This is a genomic window from Leucobacter luti (genome assembly GCF_004217175.1).
GTDB lineage: Bacteria > Actinomycetota > Actinomycetes > Actinomycetales > Microbacteriaceae > Leucobacter > Leucobacter luti.
Window position 1 is genome coordinate 109,983 of the sequence record NZ_SHKI01000005.1, and the last position, 21,628, is coordinate 131,610.

The window sequence follows — 21,628 nt, forward strand, 5'->3', positions numbered from 1 at the left end:
GTTTCACGGATGTAGAAGCAAATCAATAGTCAATTCGCAATTACCCGGAAAGAGAACCGAAATGACCTCGTCATCCGCCGCTCATGTTCCCACTCGAATCGGGTGGATCGCACTGCGGTTCGTTCTGCTGCTTGAAGTCATCGGGGGTGCGTGGCTGCTCATCAACGTCGCGCAGGGGGTCTTTGCCGCACAGGGTGAACCGCTGGGTGATCTTGTCATCCTGCTGCTCGCCACGGCGCTCTGGTGGGCGTGGATCGCCATCACCGCGTGGGGTGCGTGGCGCGGGCGACCCGGCTGGGTGCGCGGCTCGTCGATCACCATTCACGTGCTGCTGTTTGCCGCGGCAACGGGAATCCTGCAGGGCCTGCTCGGCCCGCAGACGGTGCTCGGACTTGAGGTGCTCGTGCTCGCCCTCGCGGGCTTTGTGGCGGCACTGCTCGCGCGCCCGGACGCCCCGGTGGTTCCGGGGGAGTAGCCCCCAGCCGTATCGCGGTATCGCCGTATAGCCGAGCGCACCGGGAAACCGGGTGCTCGAGCGGCCCCGTGCACCCGGTTCCCCGGGCCGCGCTCAGGCTGCAGCGACGCCGAGCAGCTTCAAGACCCGGGCCACGTGCCCGGTCGCCTTGACGTTGTAGAGCGCGTGCTCGATCTTGCCGGCCTCGTCGATCACGAAGGTGGAGCGGATCACGCCCTCGACGATGCGGCCGTAGCTGTTTTTCTCTCCAAAGGCGCCGTACGCGACGTGCACTGCGGTGTCGGGGTCGCTGAGGAGCGGGTACTCAAGCGCGTCGCGATCGGCGAAACGCCGCAGCCGCTCAACCGCGTCGCGAGAGAGGCCGAGCACGCGGTAGCCGGCGGCCGCGAGCGGCGCCGAGGACTCCTGGAACTCGCACGCCTCCGTGGTGCACGCCGGGGTCATCGCTTGCGGGTACACGAACAGCACCACCTTCTCGCCGCGATAGTCGGCGAGCTTGCGCGTGACGCCGTCCTGGTCGGGGAGGGCGAAGTCGGGGGCGGGCTGTCCGGGCTCGAGAATTACGCGATCAGTCATACGCCCAGCCTAGCGAGCACCGCCGACACGGTGCCGGGGCTATTTCAGGAGGCGGCGCAGCGACTCGACCCGCATCGCGCCCAGCTCGTCGAGCCGGCCGTCGGCGATGGCCGCGTCGAGCTCGCAGTCTGGCGCGTCGTCCTGGTGGGTGCAGCCTCGCGGGCAGCGGTCGATCAGCTCGGCGAGGTCGGTGAAGCCGCGCAGGATCCCGTCGCTGGTCACGTGCCCCAGGCCGAAGGAGCGCACCCCGGGGGTGTCGATCACCCAGCCGGAGTCGCCCGCCGGGTTGCCAGGGGTGGCCGCGCGGAACGCGACGGACGAGGATGACGTGTGCCGCCCGCGGCCGGTAACCTCGTTGACGTGGCCCGTGGCGCGCCCGGCCTCGGGCACGAGCGCGTTGATGAGTGTCGACTTGCCGACCCCCGAGTGCCCCACGAACACACTGGTCTTCCCCGCGAGGGCGGCGCGGATATCCGCGAGCGGCTCGTCTCCCTGGGCGGAGCGAAACACGGGCACCTCGAGCGCCGCGAAGTGCGCGAGAAACGGCTCGGGGTCCGCGAGGTCCACCTTGGTGATGCAGATGATCGGCTGAATCCCCGCGTCGTACGCGGCGACGAGGTAGCGGTCTACCAGGCGCACGCGCGGCTCGGGGTTCGCGGCGGCGACCACGATGAACATCTGGTCGGCGTTCGCCACCATGATCCGCTCGACCTGGTCGCTGTCGTCTGCACTGCGGCGCAGCAGGGTGCGGCGCTCCTCGATGCCGACGATGCGGGCGAGGGTGCCCTCCTCGCCGCTCGCGTCGCCGACGAGCTGCGCGCGGTCGCCAATCACGATGGGGGTGCGGCGCAGCTCACGAGCGCGCGCGGCGACCACCTCGCGCTCAGTCGGGTCGGCCGGATCCGCACCGGCGGGGACGAGGACCGAGTAGCGGCCGCGGTCGACTCCGGTGACCATGCCGATGACGGCGTCGTCGTGATCCGGTCGCCGCTTCGTGCGCGGCCGGTTCGCCTTCGGGTTTGGGCGCTCGCGCACCCGGTGATCCGCGTACTCGCCGTACGGGCCGTCCTCGTCATCGTCGTCGGGGGTGAGCCAGCTCACAGCGTCAGTCCCTGGATGAACGAGCGCTCGCTGGGCGCCTCCGGCGTCCAACCGCCCAGCATGCGCTGCCAGAGCTCGGGGAACTGCGGGAGCGTCTTGCCGGTGCTCGCCACGTCTTCAACCTCGACGTCGGGGATACGCAGGCCAATGAGCGCTCCGGTGGTCGCCATGCGGTGGTCGGCGTAGCTGTGCCAGACACCGCCGTGCAGCGCCGCGGGAGCGATCCTGATGCCGTCGGGGAGCTCCTCAGCGCTGCCGCCAAGGCCGCGGATCTCGGCGACCAGCGCGGCGATCCGATCGGTCTCGTGGTGGCGGATGTGGCCGATCCCGGTGATCTCGCTGGCTACGCCGTTGGTGCCGTCGGTGCCGTGCGCGGCGAGCGCCGCGAGCCCGATCAGGGTGGGGGCGAGCTCGCCGGCCTCGGGGATATCGAGTCGCACACCGCGGATCGTGCCGTCGCTGGTGGCGGTCACTGCGCCATCCGCGCTGACGGTCAGCTGCGCGCCGAACTCGGGGAGGAGAGTGCGCAGCTGGTCGCCGACCTGCGTGGTCGTCGCCGGCCACTCCGGCACGGTCACCGAACCGCCTGCGGCGAGCGCCGCCGCGAGGAACGGGGCGGCGTTCGAGAGGTCTGGCTCAATGGTGGCGTCGAGCGCGCGGATCGGGCCGGGGGCGACGCGCCACTCGCCCGGAGCGGGGGAATCGGCATCGACGCCGCGCGCACGCAGCGCGGCGAGCGTCATCTCGATGTGCGGCACGCTCGGCACCCGCTCGCCCGTGTGGACCACGTGGACGCCCTCGGTGAAGCGGGGGGCTGCCAGCAGCAGCGCCGACACGAACTGGCTGGAGAGCGATGCGTCGAGCGTGACTCTGCCGCCGCGCAGGCTGCCCGTGCCGTGCACCGTGAACGGGAGCGCGCCGCGCCCCTCGTCGGCGATGTCTGCGCCGAGGGCGCGCAGTGCGTCGAGCAGCGGGCGCATGGGGCGCTTGCGCGCATATGGATCGCCGTCGAACGCGACGGGGCCGAGCGCGAGTGCGGCGAGCGGCGGGACGAAGCGCATAACGGTGCCCGCGAGCCCGCAGCCGATGCTGGTGGACCCCGTCAGCTCCGCGGCCGGCGTGATCCTCAGGTCCCCGCCGAACACGCGGTCGCTCGGGAGCTCCGTGATCTCGGTGCCGAGCGCGCGGAGCGCGTCGATCATGAGGGCCGAGTCGCGCGAGTGGAGGGGGGCGCGGAGCGTGCCGGGCCCGTCGGCCAGGGCCGCGAGAATGAGCTCTCGCCCCGTGAGTGACTTCGATCCGGGCAGGGCAACCCGGGCGTCGACGGGCGCGGTGGCGAGCGGCGCGGGCCAGTGCGCCTCGGCCTCTGGAGTGTCCTCGCCGGAGCGTGCCTCGTCGCCGTCTTTGCCGGGGTTCAGTTTTCCTATCAGCATCCCCACCGAGTCTACCGGGCCGCGCATGTGCGCACTGAGCAGCGCATCCGCCCGGATTCATCGGGCTCCATGCCTGCGCCCGATAGGATCGAACACGTGACCGATACCGCAGATCAGGCGAAGCTTGAACGCCGCTTCACCACTGATGCGCTCCCGCTGCTCGATCAGCTGTACGGGGCCGCCATGAAGATGACGCGCAATCCACAGGATGCGCAGGATCTGGTGCAAGAAACGTTTGCGAAAGCGTTCGCCGCGTTCGCGTCGTTCGAGGAGGGCACGAACCTCAAAGCGTGGCTGTACCGGATCATGACGAACGCCTACATCAACACGTACCGCAAGAAACAACGCGAGCCGTATCTGGGCGTCGTTGAAGACCTCGAGGACTGGCAGCTTGGCGGGGCGGAATCGACCACGGCGATGTCGTCGCGCTCGGCGGAGGCCGAGGCAATTGACCGCACGCCAGACACGGTGGTCACCGACGCGCTCAATGCGCTGCCCGAGGATTTCCGCATGGCCGTGTACCTCGCGGACGTGGAAGGCTTCAGCTATCAGGAGATTGCGGATATCGCGGGGGTGCCGATCGGCACCGTGATGAGCCGCCTGCACCGGGGTCGCGCGCGACTTCGGAAGTCTCTCGGGGAATACGCTCGCGAGCAGGGCGTTGGACTTACTACGAAGGCAGCGAAGGGAGACGTGCAATGAGCGACTGCGGGTGCGAGAAGGCAAAGGCAAACCTGTACGAGCTGCTGCGCGGCGAATTGTGCGCGGAGGAGTCCGCCCCGATCCGCGAGCACATCGAGACGTGCTCGGGGTGTCAGAACGAGCAGAGCGTGTGTCTCCAGCTCACCGAGGTGGTGCGCCGCGCGTGCGAAGACGAGCGCGAGGACAGCGCCCCGGTGGATCTGCGCGACGCGATCCTGCGCGGCCTGCGCGCGGAAGTCCCGGCGGGCGAGGCGGCGCTCTAGCACGAGCGGCACTCGCGCGACCCGTTCACGCGGGATCACCGCTGGCGCGGCCGCGCGTCAGTTGAGGCGAACGCCCGCGAGGTTGATGCGGGAGTTCGTGTTCTCGCGCGGGAACTCGGCGATCCGCGTGCTGAGCACGTTCGTGGGGGCGTAGTTGACGAGCCACTTCGCCGGAGCGTCGGCCGCGACCTGCGCGGCTGCCTCGCTGAACAGCGCGGCCGCCGCCGCGGGATCCGCCTCCGCGAGCGCTCGGGCGTACAGCTCCTGCACCCGTGGGCTGTCGTAGCCGAAGTACGTGCCGGGATGTGCGTAGTCGGCGAGACCGCGGGGCTCCGCGTGGTCGACGTAGCTCACCTGGTAGTCGTGGTTCCTGACCACCTGTTCAAGCCAGGCAGAGAACGGGAGCTGCTTCACCACGATCGCCACACCGACGTCCGCGAGCTGGCCCTTCAGCAGGTCGAGCGGCGCGGGATCGTAGTGGTCCGGCATGGTGATGGTGAGCGTGAGGTGATCCTGGCCCGCCTCGTACAGCAGGTCCCGCGCGGACTGCGGGTCGTACGCGTTGACGTCGGTGAGATCGACGAACCCGGGGTCGAGCTCGGTGACGGGGCTGCCGAGCGGGGTGCCGTTCCCGTTCTGCGCGGCGATGAGCGCGTCCGGGTCGATCGCCCGGCTCAGTGCGGTGCGCACGCGTGGGTCGTTGAGTGGCGCCTTCGCCGAGTTGAACGCGAGGGTGAACACGTCGGTGCTGCGCGCGCGGTTGAGGGTGTACGCCGCGTCGCCCTCGAACTCGGGGCTGAGCGATGGCAGCAGAGCCGTGTGCACGTCGATGTCGCCGCCACGCAGGGCCTTCACGGCGGCGCGCCCCTGCGGCAGGAACGAGAATACGGCGCGGTCGAGTGTGGCCGGGGCGCCCCAGTAGTCGGCGTTGCGCACGAGAGTCAGCGTCTCACCCCGGTCCCACGCCTCGAAGCGGTACGGGCCGGTGCCATTCGCGGTGACCTCGAGGTCGTTGTCCGCGGCCGCCTCGCGGATCAGGCCGGGCGTGTTTGCGAGCTGCCACATCAGGTCCGAGTTGCGCTCCGCCAGCGTGATCCGGATCGTGCGCGCGTCGACCCGATCGATTGTTGGGGCGAATCCGACGTTTTCCGGAGTGAGCGTCTCGGCGAGCGAGGCGACGACGTCGTCCGCCGTGAGCGCACCGCCCGAGTGGAACGTGACGCCGTCGCGGATCGTGAAGGTCGCGGTGCGGCCGTCCGTGCTCACCCGGGGCAGTTCTGTGGCGAGCACTGGCACGATCTCATCGACAGTGCCCGCCTTGACGCCGATCAGTCCCTGGTACACGTTGTCGGTGAGGATCTGGCTGGTGGCCACGCCCTGGTTGCCGCGAATGTCGAGGCTCGTGGGCTCGAGGATCACGCCGATCCTGACGGTGCCGTCGCTGCCGCCGTCGTCGGCGGCGCTCTGCCCCGCGGCGGGGCCGCCGGAGGCGAACGCGGCGACACAGGCGACCACGGCGACGCTCGCGAAGAGCGCGGCCAGCAGGCGGCCCGCGGGGCGTCGGCGTCTGGGCGTGTGGGCGGCAACGCCGTGCGTGGCGGTGTCGGGGTCGGGCACGTGAAGCGAGCTCCTCGGATCAAGCACGCGGCGTGCGCGGGCGGTGGGCAGGTGATTCCACGCGCCACCGTGCGCGAGCATCGATAGCCGACACTACGCGGCGGGGGCGCTCTCCGCCGAACTGAGCCGTGCCTTGTTGCAGGGTTGTTATGCGGAGCCCGCGGCCCCGGGAATGATCTGCGCGAGCGCCGCGGCGAGCTCGCGCGGCGCGGCCTCGTGCAGGTTGTGCGGTCCGGTGAGTGTCTCAATGCGGCTCGCGGGGAGCTGCTCGGCCCACTCCGCGGCGAGCGCCGCGTCCACCATGCCGTGGCTGGCCCGGATCAGTATCGGCGGCGCTTCGAGCGTCTGGAGCGACGCCCAGATTTGCGCGTACGGGTGCGGATCGTCGGAGGCGGGGGAGAGCCCATCGAGGTGCGCGAAGTGGTGGGTCCACTCGAGCCGCCCGTCGGGGCGGTGCCGCGTGTTGAGCGCGACGCCGCGGGTGAGCGCCTCGCGATCGGAGCCGATACCGAAGGCGATCGCTCGCTCAACGATCTCCGCGATCGACCCGAAATCCCGCTGGCCCGAGATGAACTCGGCGATTGCCCCGGCGTCGCCCTGCGGTGAGACGCCGGGGGTGATGTCGACGATCACGAGCGCACGGACGAGCTCGGGGCGCGCGGCGGCGGCGAGCGCGGCCGTGAGCCCGCCGAGTGAGTGCCCGAGCAGCACCACGGGCTCGGGTGCGAGCGTTTCAAGGGCTGTGACGATGTCGTCGGCGAGGTGATCGGGGCGGTAGTCGGCGTCCGCGCGCCAGTCGCTGCGCCCGTGGCCGGGAAGGTCGAGCGCGACGGCCGGGGCGTCGAGCGCGAGGAGCATCGGATCGAAGCTGTGTGCGTTCAGCCCGGCACCGTGGAGCGCGACGAGGCGCGGCGGCGTCCCGGGCTCGAACGCGAGCCCGCTGAGCGCGCGCCCGTCACCGACCGGGACGGCGACTCGGGCCACCTGAGGCAGCGGGCCGGTGCGTCCCACACGGGCGGCGTCGCTCGCGAGAAACCTGAACTCGTCGTCCGCTGGGGTGCTCGCCTCGGTGCTCATGCGTCAAGTGTAGGCCGCACCGCGCCAGGGGCTCAGCGGGCCGCGGGAGCAGCGGGCGGTGCGGTGCGCGGTACGGGGCCGCGCACGTAGCCGCCGTCGCGCAGACCAGCCTCGATCTCGAACCGGTTCTGCAGGGGGTCGCGCCCGGCGAGCGCGTACAGGAGCGGAAGGGCGAGGCCGTAGCGTCGCCACTGCTCCACGTGGACGCGCTCGTGCCGCAGCACCGCGGGACCCGCGTTGTGGGCGGTGAGGTAGCAGGCGCCGACGCAGCTCCCGCCGCGGCCGAACGTCCACTTGGGCATGCCCCGGAACACCCACAGTCCGTCGTGCCGCTCCACCCTGCCGGTGCTCCAGATCGTTCCCCACACGAAGCCGACCGCGGTCGCGTACCAGTACCCGAGGCGCGCGAGGGGAAGCGCCCGCGGTGTCGCGCTCACGCCGCCGCCCGCTGGCCGCCGGAGGTGAGCGCCGCAAGGATCCGCAGCACGGTGGGGAGGTCCTCGGCGGCGGCTGCGTCATCACTTGGCGCGAACTCGCAGATCGCCGCGCCCGCCAGGGGGACCGCCGCGACGGCGGCGCGGAGCGCGGCCGTGACGTGGCCGATGCCGAGGCCGAACGGCACCGCCGTGTGCACCGAGGCGAACTCGGCCGGATCGAGCACGTCGAGGTCGATGTGCACGTAGAGCCGGTCGGCGTCTCCGAGCGCGGCAACGAGCTGCGCCGCAAACTCGTCGGGGGAGTCGTGGGGTGCGAGCGCCCGGATCCCGTGCCGCTCGGCCACCTCGTCCTCTTCCGGATCGTACGCGCGAGCTCCCGCGAGCAGGATCCGTGCTGGGTCGAGGGGGTGCGCCGACACCAGCTCGGGCGCCCCGTCGCCGAGCGCGTGCCGCAGGGTCATGCCGGAGGCGGCGCCCGAGGGCGACGTGTCCGGGTGCTGCAGGTCGGGGTGCGCGTCGAGCCAGAGCACCGCGAGCGTGCCGTCGCCGGAGGCGGCGTGCTCGATCCCCGCGAGCGAGGAAGCGCAGTCGCCGCCGAGGATGATCGGGGTGTCGTGGCCGCTCTCGACGGCCCCCGAGATTGCGGTGCGTGCCGCGTCGCGAGCCTGCACGAGACTGCTCAGTCTGGCGACGGGGGTGCCGAGCGCGTCACCCGCCTCGAGCGGGACCGCAACGTCCACGCGTGCGGTGGGCGGCAGGTCTTCTCTGAGCAGTGCCGCGCCGTCCGCGAGGCGCATCGCGCGTGACGAGGGGGACCCCTGCCACTGCGGCATTACGAGATAAGCGGGTGTTGACACGTGGGCCTCCCTGAACTCCGGTTCCCGATCTCATGGTAGCCCCGCACGGGTCCAAACTTGCCGAGTATGTCGCACCGGATCAGGCGGATCCGCGGCGCCCGAGGACGCGGGGCAGCTACCCGACGGTGACGAAGTCGATGAGGTGCTCTACGCGACCAACGAGCTCCGGTTCGAGGTCCCGGAAGTTGCGCACGCGGCCGCGGATCCGCGACCACGCGTCGGCGATGTCGGCCGGCTCGTCACCGGGCCAGCCGAGCGCCAGGCAGATGCCCTTCTTCCACTCAATGCTGCGCGGGATCACGGGCCACGCCTCCAGGCCCACGCGGCCCGGCTTGACCGCCTGCCAGATGTCGACAAACGGGTGGCCCACGATCAGCACGTGCGCGCCGTGCGGGCCGCGCGCGATCGCGTCGGCGATCCGCGACTCCTTGCTGCCCGGCACGAGGTGGTCGAGCAGCACGCCAGCGCGCCGCTCGGCGCCGGGGCCGAACTCGGCGAGCACGTCGGCGAGGTTGTCGGCGCCCTGGAGCAGCTCGACGACCACGCCCTCGACGCGCAGATCGTCGCCCCACACCTGCTCGACGAGCTCGGCGTCGTGCTTGCCCTCGACGAAGATGCGGCTCGGCATCGCCACACGCGCCCGCTGCGGGGCTGTGGCGAACGAGCCGGAGGCGGTGCGCTGCCGGCCGCTCGGCGCGCGCTTCGGCGCCACCAGGCGCACGGGCTCCCCGTCGATCAGGAAGCCGTCGCTGAGCGGGAAGGCGCGGACCTTGCCGCGGAAGTCCTCGAGCTGGATGAGGCCCTCGCGTGCGCCCACCACGGCACCGCACCACTCGGTCTCGCTGTGCTCCACGACGAGACCGCGCGCGAGCGGCACCTCCCGCCGCTCAACCGGGCCGCGCCGCGGCTTCATGCGGGCCAGCGGATCGCCGTCATACCGATCATCGAACACCCTCTGAGCCTATTGCACGAGCGGCCGCGCAACAGAGCGACGCGAGCGCGCTCGGCGAACCGCTCGGGTGGTACCGTACAGCGGTGCCCCACGATGACGACCACGTGCCCAGACGCCGCGCCAGATCCGTCTTCGTTGACATCACGCCCCTGCGCGAGAGCCCGGCGTTCGCGAAGCTGTGGACCGGCACCGCGGTCGCCCAGATCGGCGCGCAGGTGACCATCGTGGCGGTTGGCCTGCACGTGTACGCGCTCACCGAGTCGACCCTCGCCGTGTCGTTCGTGGCGCTCTGGGCGCTCGGCCCGATGATCCTCGCCGGCTTCGTGGGCGGCGCGCTCGCCGACACGTACGACCGGCGTCGCGTCGCCCTCGTGACCGCGATCGTCGCCTGGGTGAGCATCAGTGTCATGGCGACGATCGCGTTCCTCGACGTCTCGGTCACCTGGCCCTACTACGCGCTCGCCGCGGTCAACGCGGCCGCCGCGACGATCCTCGGCGCCACGCGCGGTGCGATCCTGCCGCGCCTGCTCAGCCCGCAACTGCTGCCGGCCGCGGCCGCGCTGAGCGGGATCACCATGGGGCTCGCGATCACCGTCGGGCCGGCCGTCGCCGGCGTGCTCGTCGCCAGCGTGGGGTTCCCGTGGACGTACCTGCTCGACGCGGTGCTCTTTACGGGGGCGTTCCTCGGGATCCTCAGCCTGCCCACGCTCACGCCCGACGGCCCGCGCCGCGCGCTCGGGCTCGACTCGGTGCTCGAGAGCCTCCGGTTCCTGCGGCACGCGCCAAACGTGCGCGCCACGTTCGTGTGGGACCTGATCGCCATGATCCTCGGCTCCCCGCGCGTGGTGTTCCCCGCGGCGGGCGCGCTGGTGCTCGGCGGCGGCCCCATCACCGTCGGCATCCTCACGGCCGCCTTCGCCGTGGGGGCGCTGCTCAGCGGACTCTTCTCCGGGCCGCTCGGCGCCGTGCGGCTGCAGGGCCGGGCCGTGACGCTCGCCGTCGCAGCGTTCGGCGCGTGCACCGCGCTGTTCGGCGTGGTGCTGCTCGGCACCGGACTCATCGTGGGTCCCGGAGCTCCGGGCGAGCCCGTGGTGCCCGCCATCGTGCTCGCGTGCATCGCGCTCGCGGGAACCGGCGCGGCCGACAACGTCAGCGCGGTGTTCCGCACCACGATCCTGCAAACCGCCGCGCCCGACGACGTCCGCGGTCGTATGCAGGGGCTGTTCTACGTGGTGGTCGCCGGCGGCCCGCGAATCGGTGACCTCGTCGCCGGCGGGCTCGCCACGCTGATCGCGCTCTGGGCCCCGCCGCTCATCGGAGGGATCCTGATCCTCGGCATCATGCTGGTGCTCGTTCGCACCGCGCGCGGCTTCATGCGCTACGACGCCCACGCGCCTACCCCGTAGCCCGAGCCGTCCGCCACGGCGCGACCGAGTGCCGCGGTGGACGGCCGCTGCTACGGTGCTGATATGAGCACCGCAGCCCCAGCGACCCCCGCCGTCCCCACCGAGCCGCTGGTGCTCGTGCGCCGCGACGGCGCGATCACCCACGTGACGCTCAACCGACCGCGCGCCATCAACGCGCTCTCGGAGGAGATGTTCGGGATCCTCGCCCGCGCCCTCGGGGCTGCGCGCACGGCCGCCCGCGAGGCGGACGCCCCCACCGCGATCCTGCTCGACGGGGCGGGGGAGCGCGGCTTCTGCGGCGGCGGCGACATCAAAGAGCTCTCCGGGGTCGGATCGGTGCGCATCCTCGCGCTCGAGTACGCCGTCGACCACTGGATCGCCACGTCCCCGGTGCCGGTGGTGGCGATCATGGACGGGATCGCGATGGGCGGCGGGATCGGACTGGGCGGGCACGCCGCCCACCGGATTGTCACGGAGCGCAGCCGGCTCGCAATGCCGGAGGTGCGGATCGGGATCGCCCCAGACGTGGGCGGGCACCTGCTGCTCTCCCGTGCGCCGGGGCGACTCGGCGAGTTCCTCGCAGTGACCGCGGGCGAGTTCGGCGCGGCCGACGCACTCGCGCTCGGCTTCGCAGACCACTTCGTCCCCAGCGCGCGGCTCGGCGACCTGCGCGCGGCGCTCGCCGCAGGGGAAGAGCCCGGGCTCGCGTGCGCGCGGTTCGCGGAGCCGGCGCCGCGGCCCGCCGCCGGCTCCGTCATCGACGCGGCGACCTGGTGGGACCCGATCGCCGCAGCGGCGCTCGGAACCGAGCACCCCGCCGCCTCGGCCGATCCGGCCGGCGCGGCGACTCGGCTGAGCGCGGCGCTCGCGGCGAGCGATCACCCGGAGGCCGCGGCCACCGCAGAACTCGTGGCGGGCATGTGCCCCACCTCGGTCGCCGTGACTCTCGCCCAGCTCGACCGCACCTGCCGCGAGCGCCTGGATCTCGCCGCGGTGCTCGCAGACGACCTCCGCGTGCTCGGGCGGCTCGCGCCGCGGCCGGACTTCGCTGAGGGGGTGCGCGCCCAGGTGATCGACAAGGACCGCACCCCCGCGTGGTCGCCCGCGACGATCGCGGATCTCGACCCCGCGGTGCTCGCCGCGATCGTCGATCCGCGCCTCGCGCCCGGCGAGGCCGCGCTCGACCTCACCCCGGCGGTCTAGCGCCGGCGGGGAGCGCAGCCAGGGGTGCGGCGGCCTCGACGCGCGGCCCGCTACGGCGCCGTCGTCTCGTCCTGCCACCCGAGCGTCACGTCTACCCAGCCCGCCGCGCCCGAGAGCTCGGCGAGGCGGCCGACCGGGATCTCGACGGCGCTCGTCGCCGTGCCCGCAGCCGGAAACACCGTCGCGAAGCGCCGCAGCGACGCGTCGAGGAACACCCGCGCGGTCTCCGCCGGCGCGAACGGGCACACCCCGCCGATCGGGTACCCGGTGAGCGCCAGCACGTCGTCGCCCTGGAGCATGCGCGGCTTCGCGCCGAACTCGCGCTTGTAGCGCCCGCCGTTGACGCGCGCGTCGCCCGCCGCGACCACCAGCACGGCGCGGCTCGGATCCTGCGGGTCGTAGAACCCGAGGGTCTTTGCGATCCGGGCCGGTTCGGTGCCGACCTTGGCGGCGGCGAGCTCGACGGTCGCGCTCGACTCGGCGAACTCGAGGATGTCCCCGGTCCACCCCAGCGTGGTCAGGTGATCGCGCACTCGCTGCGTGTTCATGTGTGTCCTTTGGCGTCAGATGAGGTGTGGGTGGGCGCGACCGCGCGGCTAGTGCGGGTCGCCGATGCAGAACTCGTTGCCGTCGGGGTCACCGAAGGTGTCCCACGAGAAGCCCGCCTCGCCGCGGCGCCCAAGGTGCGTCGCCCCGGCCGCCACCCACTCGGCCACCATCGCGTCGCGATCGACATCTGGTGTGCGGTCGAGGTCGAGGTGCACCCGGTTCTTGCCGGGAGTCGGCGACTCGACCAGCTGGAACCCGAGCGCGAGCGGCACCTCCGGGGCCTGGACGATGCAGAACCAGCCGTCGGCGTCGTGCACGATCTCGCCGCCGAGGCGCTCCGCCCACCAGGCCGCGAGCGCGCGCGCATCGCCAGTATCGATCGTGATCATGCCGAGTCGAATCATGCGGTGAGCTCCTTCGGTCGCGGGTGCGTCCCGTCCACGCTACCCGACGGGCCCCGCGCCCCGTGCCGCTCGCGCCCGTGGCAGCCCGGTCCGGGCGCTACGCTTGACGGATGCTAGAGCGCTGGGAACCGGCCGGCCCCGACGTGGTGTACGCGGGCGACAATTTGCCGATCCTGCGCAGCCTGCCGGGGAGCGCGTTTGCTGTGGTGTACCTCGATCCGCCGTTCAACACCGGGCGCGCGCGCCAGGCGGAGCGGGTGCGGGGGGTGCGGTCGGAGGGCGGCCGCCTGGGATTCCGCGGGCAGGGGTACGACGTCACCCGCGAGATGACGCTCGCCTACGACGACCGCTTTCGCGACTACTGGGACTTCTTAGAGCCGCGGCTTGAGGAGGCCTGGCGTGTGCTCTCGCCCGACGGCCTGCTCTACCTGCACCTCGACTACCGCGAGGTGCACTACGCGAAGGTGCTGCTGGACGCGCTGTTCGGTCCAGAGTGCTTCATCAACGAGATCATCTGGGCGTACGACTACGGCGCCCGCACCAAGCGGCGCTGGCCCGCCAAACACGACAATATTCTCGTGTACGCGAAGCTGCCGGATCACTACTACTTCGATGCCGAGGCCGTGGACCGCGAGCCGTACATGGCGCCCGGCCTGGTCACACCGGAGCGGGCGGCGCGCGGCAAACTCCCCACCGACACCTGGTGGCACACGATCGTGTCGCCCACCGGTCAGGAGCGCACCGGCTACCCCACGCAGAAGCCCGTGGGCATCATGCGGCGCATCGTGCAGGCATCGTCGCGCCCGGGGGACTGGGTGCTCGACGCGTTCGCGGGGAGCGGGACGACGGGGGCCGCGGCGGCGGAGCTCGATCGCCGCTTCGTGCTCATCGACGACAACCCCGAGGCGATCGACGTGATGCGTGCGCGCTTCGCGGACCGGGAGGTGAAGTTCGCATGAGCGAGGTCGGCGTCGCGGCCGGGGGGTTCCCCGTGCAGCTCGACCGGGCGGCCGAGGCGTCGCTGCCCGTGCAGCTGGCCGCTGCCCTGCGCGAGGCGATCGACGCGGCAACGCTCCGGCCAGGCGAACAGGTGCCCGCGACTCGTGAGCTGGCCCGCCGGCTCGGCGTGGCCCGCGGCGTGGTGGTGGTCGCCTACGAGCAGCTCATCGCCGAGGGCTATCTCGCGGCGAGCCACGGCCGCGGCACGCGAGTAAACCCTGCCCTCGAGCTGACGGAACCCGGCGCGGGGCAGTCGCATGCCGGGGTCGCGGGGGCTGGGCCGACCGCGGGAGCCGGAGGCGCCGCGGGGGGCTTGGAGGCCGCGAGCGCCGCGGGATCCCGTGGTGTCCCACGACCCGAGGCGCCGACACCCGGGACCGGGGACCCCGCCCCCGAGCGGGCCGCCGTGCCGGATCCGCTCGCGCCGGGGCAGCCGATCACCGACTCCGTCGTCGGCCCGGCCTGGCGCAGCGCCTGGCGCGAGGCTGCGGCGCGCGTGGACGTGGCCCCGCCAGCGCTCGGTGATCCGGCGCTGCGCCGCGAGCTCGCCGAGCACCTGCGCCGCATGCGCGGCACCGCGCGCGCCGCGAGCGACGTGCTGGTGACCGCCGGTACGCGCGACGGGCTCGGGCTGCTCCTCACCGCGCTCGGCGGCACGCGGGGACGTGAACTGGTGGTCGGGGTGGAGGATCCCGGCCTGCCCTCGCTGCGCGGCGCCGCCCAGCGCTTCGGGGCGCGCATCGTGGCGCTCCCGACCGACGCGGAGGGGCTCGACACGCGGCGCCTCCCCGAGGGGCTCCTCGACGCAGTGATCGTCACGCCGAGCCACCAGTATCCGCTCGGCGGTTCGCTGCCGCTGCCGCGCCGCCGCGAGCTGCTCGCCTGGGCGCGGCGTACGGGGGTGGTGGTGGTGGAGGACGACTTCGACTCGGAGCTGCGCTACACGGGAAGCGCGCTCCCCACGCTCGCCGCGCTCGACGATCCAGAGCGCGGCTCGGTGGTGCTGCTCGGGACGTTCTCGCGCACCATCGCGCCGGGGCTCGCCGCTGGCTACCTGCTCGCGCCCGCCGGGCTGCGGGCGCGGCTCGAACCGCTGCGGCGCGAGCTCGGCGGCCCCGTCTCCGGCGTGGTGCAGGCCGCGCTCGCGAGATACCTTGCGAGCGGGGAGCTGCGGCGCCACACCGCCCGAATGCTGCGGCGCTACGCGGCGCGGCGCGACGCGGTGTCGGACCGGCTGGCCGGCGCGGCCGGGGTCCGGGTGCGCCCGATGGACGGCGGACTCCACGCCGTGATCGAGTTCCAGGGGGCCGGTGCGGCGGGTGCCGATGCGGGGACCGTCGGTGCTGGCGCGGGTTCGCGGTCCGGTGCCGCTGGTTCCGGTGCGAGCGCCGGTCCCGGTCCTGTCCGCGGCCACGGCGCCGGTCCGGGCCGCGACGCCGCGGCCCGCGAGAGCGCGGTGCTCGCGGTGGCGCGCGCCGAGGGGCTCGGCGTGCAGGGGCTCGCGAGCTACTGGCAGCGCCCAGACCGCGAACCCGGGATGGCCGGACTCGTGCTCGGCATGGGCGGCCCGGACGACGCCGAGTTTGAGCACGCGCTCGTGCGGCTCCGCGCGATCCTCGACACTCACTAGCCCGGGGCTGGTGCCCGCGGCCGCGGGTCGCGCGGGGGCGGTGCGCCACGATCTCCTGGACTTTGAAGGAGTCCCGCTGTTACGATTGCCGAAGCGTTTCGGCAGCGTAGTGCTTGTGAAGCAATGAGGCTCCAAAACGTTTCATCATTCGGGGCGCGGTGTGCCGCGCCACTATGGAACGAGGACAACATGAGTGAAGTATCGGCGGGATCGTTCGACGAGACGATGTGGAATGGACTGCTGCACGGCGGCCTCGGCGGCACGTTTATGGGTGTGCCGAAGGTTGAGCTCACGCGCGAGGCGATCGCGGCAGCCGGGGCAAAAGCGGTCGTGTACGGCTTCCCGTTTGACGCGACCACCATTAGTCGCAGTGGCGCGAACTACGGCCCGCGAGCGATTCGAGAGACCTCGGTGCAGTACACGAATTTTCAGGCGACGTTCGACTTTGACCTGTTCGCGCACCTGCCGCTCTTCGATGGCGGCGACTGCCATGTCGCACTCGGGAACACCCCAAAAACGTTTGAACGGGTCGAGGCGGACATTACTGAGATTGTTGCGGGTGGGGCGATCCCCGTGGTGTTTGGCGGGGACCACTCGGTGAGCATCCCGGTGGGAAAGGCCGCGAAGAAGCCGGGCACCAGTCCGGGGTGGGTGCAGTTTGACACCCACCTCGACTCCGCGCCGGATGTCGGTGGGGAAGAACTGAGTCACTGCTGCACAATCACCCGCGCTGTCGACAATGGATATGATCCCGCGAAGATGGTGCTCGTGGGGATCAACGGCTGGATGAACCCGAAAACCGAGCTGAAGTACTGCCGCGACAACGGGATTCGCGTGATTTGGCTCGAAGACATCTGGGCGAAGGGCACGGTGTGGGCGGTGGAGCAGATCCTCGAGCGGGTGGGGGAGGACGGGTTCTATCTCACGTTCGACGTTGACGCGCTCGATGCGGCCTTCGCGCCCGGCACCTGCGCCCCGACGCCTGGCGGTATGACCATTCGCGAGGCGTTTGAGATCGTGCGCGGAATCGCTCCGGCGGGCCTGATCGGGCTCGACGTCGCAGAGCCAGCGCCGTCGCTCGATCACTCGACGCGCACCCAGCTCTTCGCTGGCAGAATCGCGCTTGAAGCCCTCGCGTTCCATGCAGGTTCGCCGAGCGAGCCGATCTACATCGGGTAGCGCCATGGAGTTCGGGGGCGTCGCGGTGGCTGCTGCCGCGGCGTCCCCGCTTTCCAGGGGTGGCCTATCCGCGCCGCGCGCGAGCCTGCCTGTGTCGGCGCTGACGGCTCCTACGCGTAGAGCTCGGGACGTCGCTGCGCGAGCATGTTGGTCGGACCGGAGGTCGCTCGCCCCGTGTCCACAGTGGCTGAGATCTCGGCCGACTCGGCGGTGCCGAGCGCGGCCAGTGTTTCACCGTTGGCGGAGATGACGCGGCTCGACCCGCAGAAGTGGTGGCCTGACTCCTTGCCCACTCGGTTTGCGTACGCGAGCGGCACTCGATTCTCGAGCGCGCGTGCGGTGGCCGCAATCCGATGGTCAAGCTCGTACGGGTGCATGTTCGCGGAGCCCGCGATCAGGAGCTCTGCTCCCCGGAGCACGTGGGTGCGTGCGACCTCGGGGAACTCAAGCTCGAAGCAGTTGATGACGCCAATCTTGGTGCCGCAGAGTGTCACCGGGGCAAGGTGGTCTCCGGGCAGGAAGGCGGCCCGTTCGTTGCCGAAGAGGTGCGTCTTGCGGATGGGGTCGTGGATCGTGCCGTCGCGATCGATGGCGAGGTACGCATCGTAGAAACCGTGGTTTGCGGGTTCGATGAAACCGGCCAGTACCGCGGTGCTGGTCTCCCGGCATGCTGCGGCGACCGTGCGAATCAGTGGGTCGTTGGGTGAGAGCGCAAGTTCGGGGAGCCCACCGGTCTGGTATCCGGTAACGAAGAGCTCGGGGAACACGACGAGGTCCGCGTCTCCGCGGCGAAGCTGCTCGATGATGCGCGCGAGATTTGCCGCGGGGTTTCGCGGCTCTGGTGCGTCTTGGATGACAGTAATTCGGAGCGAGTGCATGAATTCTCCTCTGGGCGCACGCGGGCGAGCTGACTGTTGCCAAATCGTTTCAGGTATGAATCCTACGTAATTAATAACGAAATAGCGACTTGTCTAAACGTTTCGGCTGGGGTAGCGTGACTTTCGGACCGAGCAGGGGGTACGTGCCTGGGGTGTCCGACCACCTCCGGGCGGATGCGCCGACGACCGTCGCACTCCGTCGCCGAATTGAAGCAAAGGAGTTTCTATGACCACGGCGCCGACGGTGATGAAACGTGAATTCACCATGTTCTCAGCGCTCTCCGTAGCGTTCGCGTTCGTCTCGCCAATTGTGGCGGTGTACAGCGTTCTCGGTGTGGGGCTCGCCACATCCGGCCCCGCGTTTATCTGGGGCGGCATGATTCTGTTCGCTGGCCAGTTCATTGTCGTGCTCACGCTCGGCGTTCTTGCCTCGAAGTGGGCCGATTCAGGGGGAATCTACCAGTGGTCCCGCCGGCTGCTCGGGCACCGATACGGCTGGTTCGCCTCCTGGACCTACATTTGGACCCTCCTCATCACGCTCCCGGCGGTTGCGTACGCGGGAGCCGTACTCATTCCGCCCATCTTCGACGTTCCCGCCGCTGGGCACGAACTTGTCACCTGGCTCGCCGTTGGGATGCTCGCCTTCAGTACGCTCGTAAACCTCGCTGGGCGAGTCTTCATCAAGATCCTGATGGTCACCGTCATCATCGCCGAGGCCGTCGGGTCAATTGGAGTGGCGATCTGGCTGCTCTTCTTCGAGCGTCACCAGGGCCTCGAATACCTCTCGCCGGAGTCTCTTGGTGAGTACAGCGGTGCGTTCTTCTCCGCCCCACTCGTGATGGCAATCGCGTTCTCAAGCTACTTCGCGATCGGGTTCGAGAGTGCGAGCTCAATCGCGGAGGAAGTGAAGCGTCCCAAGCGGGCAGTGCCACGCGCCATGGTGGTGTCCTTCTTCGCGATCATGATCATCGTGCTGCTCAGCACGCTCGCGTTCACGCTCGCCGTGCCGAGCGACGCGTTCCTGCAGGATCCAGACAACGCGGCAGACCCCGCCGTCGCAATTATTGCGGCGACCTTCCCGGAGCCGGTGTTCCGGGCGATTCTCGCCCTCTTCGTGGTCGCGTTTGCTGCGAGCCTCATGACGATCCAGATCACGGTGTCACGAATCGTCTGGGCCACAGCCCGCAACGGTGAACTGCCGTTTGCCCGGTTCCTCACTCGGTTGTCTGGTGTGACGGGGCTCCCACGCCGCGCAGTGATCGTCACCGCGATTATCGCGGCGCTCCTGTTCCTGCCATTCCAGAGCGAGGGGATTCAGATGGCCCTGATCTCGTTCTCCTCGGTTGGCTTCTTCATCTCGTTCTTGTTCCCGGTACTCGGAATCGCCGTAGCTCGGATGCGGGGGCGGTGGAGCGACGACCCCACGCTCTTTCTCGGCAGAGCCGGCAAGGCGGTTGGTTCGCTCGCGCTGATCTGGCTCGTATTCCAGATCGTGAATGTCGCTTGGCCGCGCGAGAGTGGTGCCGGCTGGGCAAGTGACTGGTCAACAGTGCTCGGTATCGCCGCCATCGGGCTCCTCGGCATCGGGGTCGAAGCGTGGGTGCACCGAAAGCGGCTTTTCGCGGCTTCGACTGGTTCAACGATCGTGGTGTTCGAGCGCGACGAATCGGCTGATGACGAGGACGAGGGCGACGATGAAGGTCGGGTCCGTGAGCGCCGGGGTGACGGCCTCGCCGCCGCCAGGGAGAGCTGAGCTACTCGGGCGTGCGCGTCGAGTTGCGCACAGTGAGCGTCGTCGGGACGAGTTCCCGGCGGCGCTCCGCTGTTCCATCAAGTGTGTCGAGAAGGAGTTCCACAGCGATCTCGCCGAGCCGGACCGGGTCGAGATCCAGCGCGGTGATGGGGCGCTGGAGTCCGTAATCCAAGTATCGGCTGTCTGCCAGACTCAGAATCTGGAGGTCTCCGGGGACGTCGAGCCCGAGTGCCTGAGCGCTGCGCTCGGTGGCGTGGGCGAGCGTGTCGAGCGTCGTCACTACGGCGTCGAAGCGGCGGTCGGGGTCTGCGAGCGCTGCCGTGATCACTGGCTCCGCCTCGTCGACTCGCGGCCCTGGTGAACGTAGGATCACTGGGTCAAGCCCGGCCTCCGAACACCAGTCGAGGTACGCGGCGAGCTCGTCTCTGACGTAAGACGAGCTCGTCTCGCTCAGGAACAGTGCGGGGTGCGCCGGCTGAATCTCGCTCAAGTGACTGAGCGCCGTCATCGTGCCTGCTGAGAAATCGTTGTCAACCCAAGAAAGATCGTCCCAGTTGCGTCCGATCGTGGCGCACGCGATCCCGATTGCGGCGGCGGCGGACACTAGCGGGTCGTCCTGGCTGGGGTCTACCACGATGAGGCCGTCGGCGGCAGAAAGGAAGTTGCGTGACGATTCGCTCGACGGGAGCATCGAAAGAAGGAACCCGCGCTTGAACGCGTGCGCGCTTGCCCCACTCAGCACACGGAAGTAGTACTCGACGTCCCACTCCGGTTGGATGCCGGGAGAGGGTGACTGGGTGGACAGCGGCGACACAGCGAGCACGAGTGACCCAGTGCGGCCAGCGTTCAGGTTCTTTGCGAGCCGGTTCGCTGAGTAGCCGAGCCGTGCCGCCGTGTCGATGACGTTCTGTCTGGTGGCGGGAGCGACTCGCCCCTTTCCGTTGAGTGCCTCAGAGGCGGTGGCCACGGAAACGCCCGCCTCGTGAGCGACGTCCTTGATGGTGATGCGGCGCTGCTTCATGGGGTCTCGCTTCCGTCGGGGAGAGTCTCTGTGGGGTGCGGGGTGGGTGGCACCGTGGCGGGTACGACGGTCTGGATGGCGATCTCCAGGAGTCGCGCGTGCGCTGGTTGCGGCACGGTGGCGCGGGCCTCCGAAACAAGCGTGGCGACGCGCTGCGCAGTGCGATCCGCGATCCAGGCTGAGTTGGCCGTCGCGGCCAGCTCACCTGGCGTAATGGCGACTTCACCGGCGCGGTCGGCGGTCAGTGCGCGATATGCAAGCCACAGTGGGTACGTGGGGATTCCGTTTCTTAAATCGGCCCCGTGGTCTTTGCCAAGCGCTGCGGCGTCGCCCTGGACGTCAAGCAAATCGTCCTCGAGCTGAAATGCGAGGCCGAGTCGCACCCCGGCCGTGCGCAGCATGGCACACTCGGCGGGGGGTCTCCCCGCTACGATTCCGCCGCACTCAAGTGCGGCGCCGAACAGGGCACCCGTTTTGAGGGCGCCGTAGCGTTCAAGCGCGGGGAGCGCGTCGTTGGCCCAGCCCAGCTCCGGCTCGCTGAGCTGACCGAGGCACAACTCGCCGAACGCGCGGGCGAGAGCGGCGGTCACCTCGCCTGCGCGCCCCACGGCGGCTTCGAACGCGAGGGCGACGAGCGAGTCGCCAACGAGGACCGCCGTGCCCGTCGAGGTCGCTGCATGGAGCGCGGGCACCCCTCGGCGCAGCGACGAGTCGTCGAGGATGTCGTCATGGACGAGGGATGCCGTGTGAATCAGCTCGATCGCCGCCGCGACCTCGCGCAGGAGCCGCTCGTCCCGCGCACCGTAAGCAAGCGCGGTCGCGATGAACGCGCGGGCCCGCAGATGTTTGCCCCCGGCGAGAGCGGCGATGACTTCCGGGTGCTGTCGGGGTAGCGGCGTGCTGGCAAACCGGTGAACGGTCAGCTCACGCAGATAGTCGGCCGTCGCTGCGTGAATGCGGGAGACGTGGGCTGCTCCGCCCTCAGCGCAATCGGAGTCGGGAGTGCGGTGCGCGTCCATGCGATCCTCCGGCTCAGGGTTGGCTCGATCCCTCCAGCGTACGGGCCGGGGTTGCGCCATGCCAAATCGATTCAGCATTCGGTATATAGCTCCAGCG

The 21,628-nt window shown here is 70.4% G+C and carries 22 protein-coding genes; 9 read left to right on the forward strand and 13 right to left on the reverse strand.

Going from position 1 to position 21,628, the window contains the following annotated elements:
• Positions 1 to 61 precede the first annotated feature (61 nt).
• Complete coding sequence (locus EV139_RS09630) at positions 62 to 475, forward strand: hypothetical protein (protein ID WP_130454129.1); 414 nt, start codon at positions 62 to 64, stop codon at positions 473 to 475.
• 93 nt (positions 476 to 568) lie between these two features.
• Here EV139_RS09630 and bcp read toward each other — a convergent pair whose 3' ends face one another.
• The 3 genes from bcp to aroA are packed head-to-tail and all read right to left on the reverse strand — an operon-like array spanning position 569 to position 3,585.
• Positions 569 to 1,051: a thioredoxin-dependent thiol peroxidase gene (gene bcp, locus EV139_RS09635; protein ID WP_130454130.1), complete on the reverse strand. Its 483-nt coding sequence runs from the start codon at positions 1,049 to 1,051 to the stop codon at positions 569 to 571.
• A gap of 39 nt (positions 1,052 to 1,090) precedes the next feature.
• The gene (rsgA, locus tag EV139_RS09640; RefSeq protein WP_130454131.1) at positions 1,091 to 2,152 is read right to left on the reverse strand and encodes a ribosome small subunit-dependent GTPase A; all 1,062 of its coding nucleotides are present in this window, start codon (positions 2,150 to 2,152) and stop codon (positions 1,091 to 1,093) included.
• Complete coding sequence (aroA, locus tag EV139_RS09645; RefSeq protein WP_130454132.1) at positions 2,149 to 3,585, reverse strand: 3-phosphoshikimate 1-carboxyvinyltransferase; 1,437 nt, start codon at positions 3,583 to 3,585, stop codon at positions 2,149 to 2,151. Before aroA ends, rsgA begins: the two co-directional genes overlap by 4 nt.
• A gap of 69 nt (positions 3,586 to 3,654) precedes the next feature.
• Here aroA and EV139_RS09650 point away from each other — a divergent pair, with 69 nt between their 5' ends.
• Both EV139_RS09650 and EV139_RS09655 read left to right on the forward strand, forming a co-directional pair.
• Entirely contained in the window at positions 3,655 to 4,287 is a 633-nt protein-coding gene (locus EV139_RS09650; protein ID WP_130454133.1) for a sigma-70 family RNA polymerase sigma factor, read from the forward strand.
• Positions 4,284 to 4,550: a zf-HC2 domain-containing protein gene (locus tag EV139_RS09655; RefSeq protein WP_130454134.1), complete on the forward strand. Its 267-nt coding sequence runs from the start codon at positions 4,284 to 4,286 to the stop codon at positions 4,548 to 4,550. Before EV139_RS09650 ends, EV139_RS09655 begins: the two co-directional genes overlap by 4 nt.
• 57 nt (positions 4,551 to 4,607) lie before the next feature.
• Here EV139_RS09655 and EV139_RS09660 read toward each other — a convergent pair whose 3' ends face one another.
• The 5 genes from EV139_RS09660 to EV139_RS09680 form a co-directional block, all read right to left on the reverse strand.
• The gene (locus tag EV139_RS09660) at positions 4,608 to 6,167 is read right to left on the reverse strand and encodes an ABC transporter substrate-binding protein (RefSeq protein ID WP_130454135.1); all 1,560 of its coding nucleotides are present in this window, start codon (positions 6,165 to 6,167) and stop codon (positions 4,608 to 4,610) included.
• A gap of 147 nt (positions 6,168 to 6,314) precedes the next feature.
• Positions 6,315 to 7,244: an alpha/beta fold hydrolase gene (locus EV139_RS09665; RefSeq protein WP_130454136.1), complete on the reverse strand. Its 930-nt coding sequence runs from the start codon at positions 7,242 to 7,244 to the stop codon at positions 6,315 to 6,317.
• Positions 7,245 to 7,276: 32 nt separating this feature from the next.
• Positions 7,277 to 7,681, reverse strand: a complete 405-nt coding sequence (locus EV139_RS09670) for a Fe-S oxidoreductase (protein WP_130454137.1) — start codon at positions 7,679 to 7,681, stop codon at positions 7,277 to 7,279.
• Positions 7,678 to 8,538, reverse strand: a complete 861-nt coding sequence (locus tag EV139_RS09675; RefSeq protein ID WP_130454138.1) for an arginase family protein — start codon at positions 8,536 to 8,538, stop codon at positions 7,678 to 7,680. The genes EV139_RS09670 and EV139_RS09675 overlap by 4 nt, the downstream gene beginning before the upstream one ends.
• A 115-nt stretch (positions 8,539 to 8,653) precedes the next feature.
• Complete coding sequence (locus EV139_RS09680) at positions 8,654 to 9,490, reverse strand: DUF3097 domain-containing protein (RefSeq protein ID WP_130454139.1); 837 nt, start codon at positions 9,488 to 9,490, stop codon at positions 8,654 to 8,656.
• An 83-nt stretch (positions 9,491 to 9,573) separates the two neighbouring features.
• Between EV139_RS09680 and EV139_RS09685 the strand changes: the two genes are divergently transcribed.
• Positions 9,574 to 10,896: an MFS transporter gene (locus EV139_RS09685; protein ID WP_241989013.1), complete on the forward strand. Its 1,323-nt coding sequence runs from the start codon at positions 9,574 to 9,576 to the stop codon at positions 10,894 to 10,896.
• 63 nt (positions 10,897 to 10,959) lie between these two features.
• On the forward strand, positions 10,960 to 12,099 hold the full coding sequence (locus EV139_RS09690) for an enoyl-CoA hydratase/isomerase family protein (RefSeq protein WP_130454140.1): 1,140 nt from the start codon (positions 10,960 to 10,962) through the stop codon (positions 12,097 to 12,099).
• A gap of 50 nt (positions 12,100 to 12,149) precedes the next feature.
• Here the strand turns inward: EV139_RS09690 and EV139_RS09695 are convergent, their stop codons facing one another.
• Positions 12,150 to 12,647, reverse strand: coding sequence for a YbaK/EbsC family protein (locus EV139_RS09695; protein ID WP_130454141.1), 498 nt, complete (start codon positions 12,645 to 12,647; stop codon positions 12,150 to 12,152).
• A gap of 48 nt (positions 12,648 to 12,695) precedes the next feature.
• Positions 12,696 to 13,052, reverse strand: a complete 357-nt coding sequence (locus EV139_RS09700; RefSeq protein WP_130454142.1) for a VOC family protein — start codon at positions 13,050 to 13,052, stop codon at positions 12,696 to 12,698.
• 110 nt (positions 13,053 to 13,162) lie between these two features.
• On the opposite strand from EV139_RS09700, the gene EV139_RS09705 reads away from it, so the two are divergent.
• From EV139_RS09705 to speB, 3 genes are all read left to right on the forward strand, one after another.
• On the forward strand, positions 13,163 to 14,011 hold the full coding sequence (locus tag EV139_RS09705; protein WP_130454143.1) for a DNA-methyltransferase: 849 nt from the start codon (positions 13,163 to 13,165) through the stop codon (positions 14,009 to 14,011).
• Entirely contained in the window at positions 14,008 to 15,681 is a 1,674-nt protein-coding gene (gene pdxR / locus EV139_RS09710) for a MocR-like pyridoxine biosynthesis transcription factor PdxR (RefSeq protein ID WP_130454144.1), read from the forward strand. The genes EV139_RS09705 and pdxR overlap by 4 nt, the downstream gene beginning before the upstream one ends.
• A gap of 189 nt (positions 15,682 to 15,870) precedes the next feature.
• Complete coding sequence (gene speB / locus EV139_RS09715) at positions 15,871 to 16,860, forward strand: agmatinase (RefSeq protein ID WP_130454145.1); 990 nt, start codon at positions 15,871 to 15,873, stop codon at positions 16,858 to 16,860.
• A 110-nt stretch (positions 16,861 to 16,970) separates the two neighbouring features.
• Here speB and EV139_RS09720 read toward each other — a convergent pair whose 3' ends face one another.
• Complete coding sequence (locus EV139_RS09720) at positions 16,971 to 17,738, reverse strand: nitrilase-related carbon-nitrogen hydrolase (protein ID WP_130454146.1); 768 nt, start codon at positions 17,736 to 17,738, stop codon at positions 16,971 to 16,973.
• Positions 17,739 to 17,964: 226 nt separating this feature from the next.
• Between EV139_RS09720 and EV139_RS09725 the strand changes: the two genes are divergently transcribed.
• Positions 17,965 to 19,491 carry an APC family permease gene (locus EV139_RS09725; RefSeq protein WP_130454147.1) on the forward strand — a complete coding sequence of 509 codons (1,527 nt, stop codon included), beginning with the start codon at positions 17,965 to 17,967 and terminating at the stop codon, positions 19,489 to 19,491.
• A gap of 1 nt (position 19,492) precedes the next feature.
• On the opposite strand, the gene EV139_RS09730 is transcribed toward EV139_RS09725, so the two are convergent.
• On the reverse strand, positions 19,493 to 20,512 hold the full coding sequence (locus EV139_RS09730; protein WP_130454148.1) for a LacI family DNA-binding transcriptional regulator: 1,020 nt from the start codon (positions 20,510 to 20,512) through the stop codon (positions 19,493 to 19,495).
• On the reverse strand, positions 20,509 to 21,531 hold the full coding sequence (locus EV139_RS09735; RefSeq protein WP_157993028.1) for a polyprenyl synthetase family protein: 1,023 nt from the start codon (positions 21,529 to 21,531) through the stop codon (positions 20,509 to 20,511). The genes EV139_RS09730 and EV139_RS09735 overlap by 4 nt, the downstream gene beginning before the upstream one ends.
• Between the last annotated feature and the right edge of the window lie 97 nt (positions 21,532 to 21,628).

Excerpts from the sequence above, each read along its gene's own strand:
- bcp (WP_130454130.1), bottom strand. The coding sequence starts at position 1,051 with ATGACTGATCGCGTAATTCTCGAGCCCGGACAGCCCGCCCCCGACTTC.
- EV139_RS09735 (WP_157993028.1), bottom strand. The coding sequence starts at position 21,531 with ATGGACGCGCACCGCACTCCCGACTCCGATTGCGCTGAGGGCGGAGCA.
- EV139_RS09730 (WP_130454148.1), bottom strand. The coding sequence starts at position 20,512 with ATGAAGCAGCGCCGCATCACCATCAAGGACGTCGCTCACGAGGCGGGC.
- pdxR (WP_130454144.1), top strand. The coding sequence starts at position 14,008 with ATGAGCGAGGTCGGCGTCGCGGCCGGGGGGTTCCCCGTGCAGCTCGAC.
- EV139_RS09650 (WP_130454133.1), top strand. The coding sequence starts at position 3,655 with ATGCCTGCGCCCGATAGGATCGAACACGTGACCGATACCGCAGATCAG.
- EV139_RS09665 (WP_130454136.1), bottom strand. The coding sequence starts at position 7,244 with ATGAGCACCGAGGCGAGCACCCCAGCGGACGACGAGTTCAGGTTTCTC.
- EV139_RS09630 (WP_130454129.1), top strand. The coding sequence starts at position 62 with ATGACCTCGTCATCCGCCGCTCATGTTCCCACTCGAATCGGGTGGATC.
- EV139_RS09705 (WP_130454143.1), top strand. The coding sequence starts at position 13,163 with ATGCTAGAGCGCTGGGAACCGGCCGGCCCCGACGTGGTGTACGCGGGC.
- speB (WP_130454145.1), top strand. The coding sequence starts at position 15,871 with ATGAGTGAAGTATCGGCGGGATCGTTCGACGAGACGATGTGGAATGGA.
- EV139_RS09695 (WP_130454141.1), bottom strand. The coding sequence starts at position 12,647 with ATGAACACGCAGCGAGTGCGCGATCACCTGACCACGCTGGGGTGGACC.
- EV139_RS09725 (WP_130454147.1), top strand. The coding sequence starts at position 17,965 with ATGACCACGGCGCCGACGGTGATGAAACGTGAATTCACCATGTTCTCA.
- EV139_RS09655 (WP_130454134.1), top strand. The coding sequence starts at position 4,284 with ATGAGCGACTGCGGGTGCGAGAAGGCAAAGGCAAACCTGTACGAGCTG.
- aroA (WP_130454132.1), bottom strand. The coding sequence starts at position 3,585 with ATGCTGATAGGAAAACTGAACCCCGGCAAAGACGGCGACGAGGCACGC.
- EV139_RS09690 (WP_130454140.1), top strand. The coding sequence starts at position 10,960 with ATGAGCACCGCAGCCCCAGCGACCCCCGCCGTCCCCACCGAGCCGCTG.
- EV139_RS09700 (WP_130454142.1), bottom strand. The coding sequence starts at position 13,052 with ATGATTCGACTCGGCATGATCACGATCGATACTGGCGATGCGCGCGCG.
- EV139_RS09720 (WP_130454146.1), bottom strand. The coding sequence starts at position 17,738 with ATGCACTCGCTCCGAATTACTGTCATCCAAGACGCACCAGAGCCGCGA.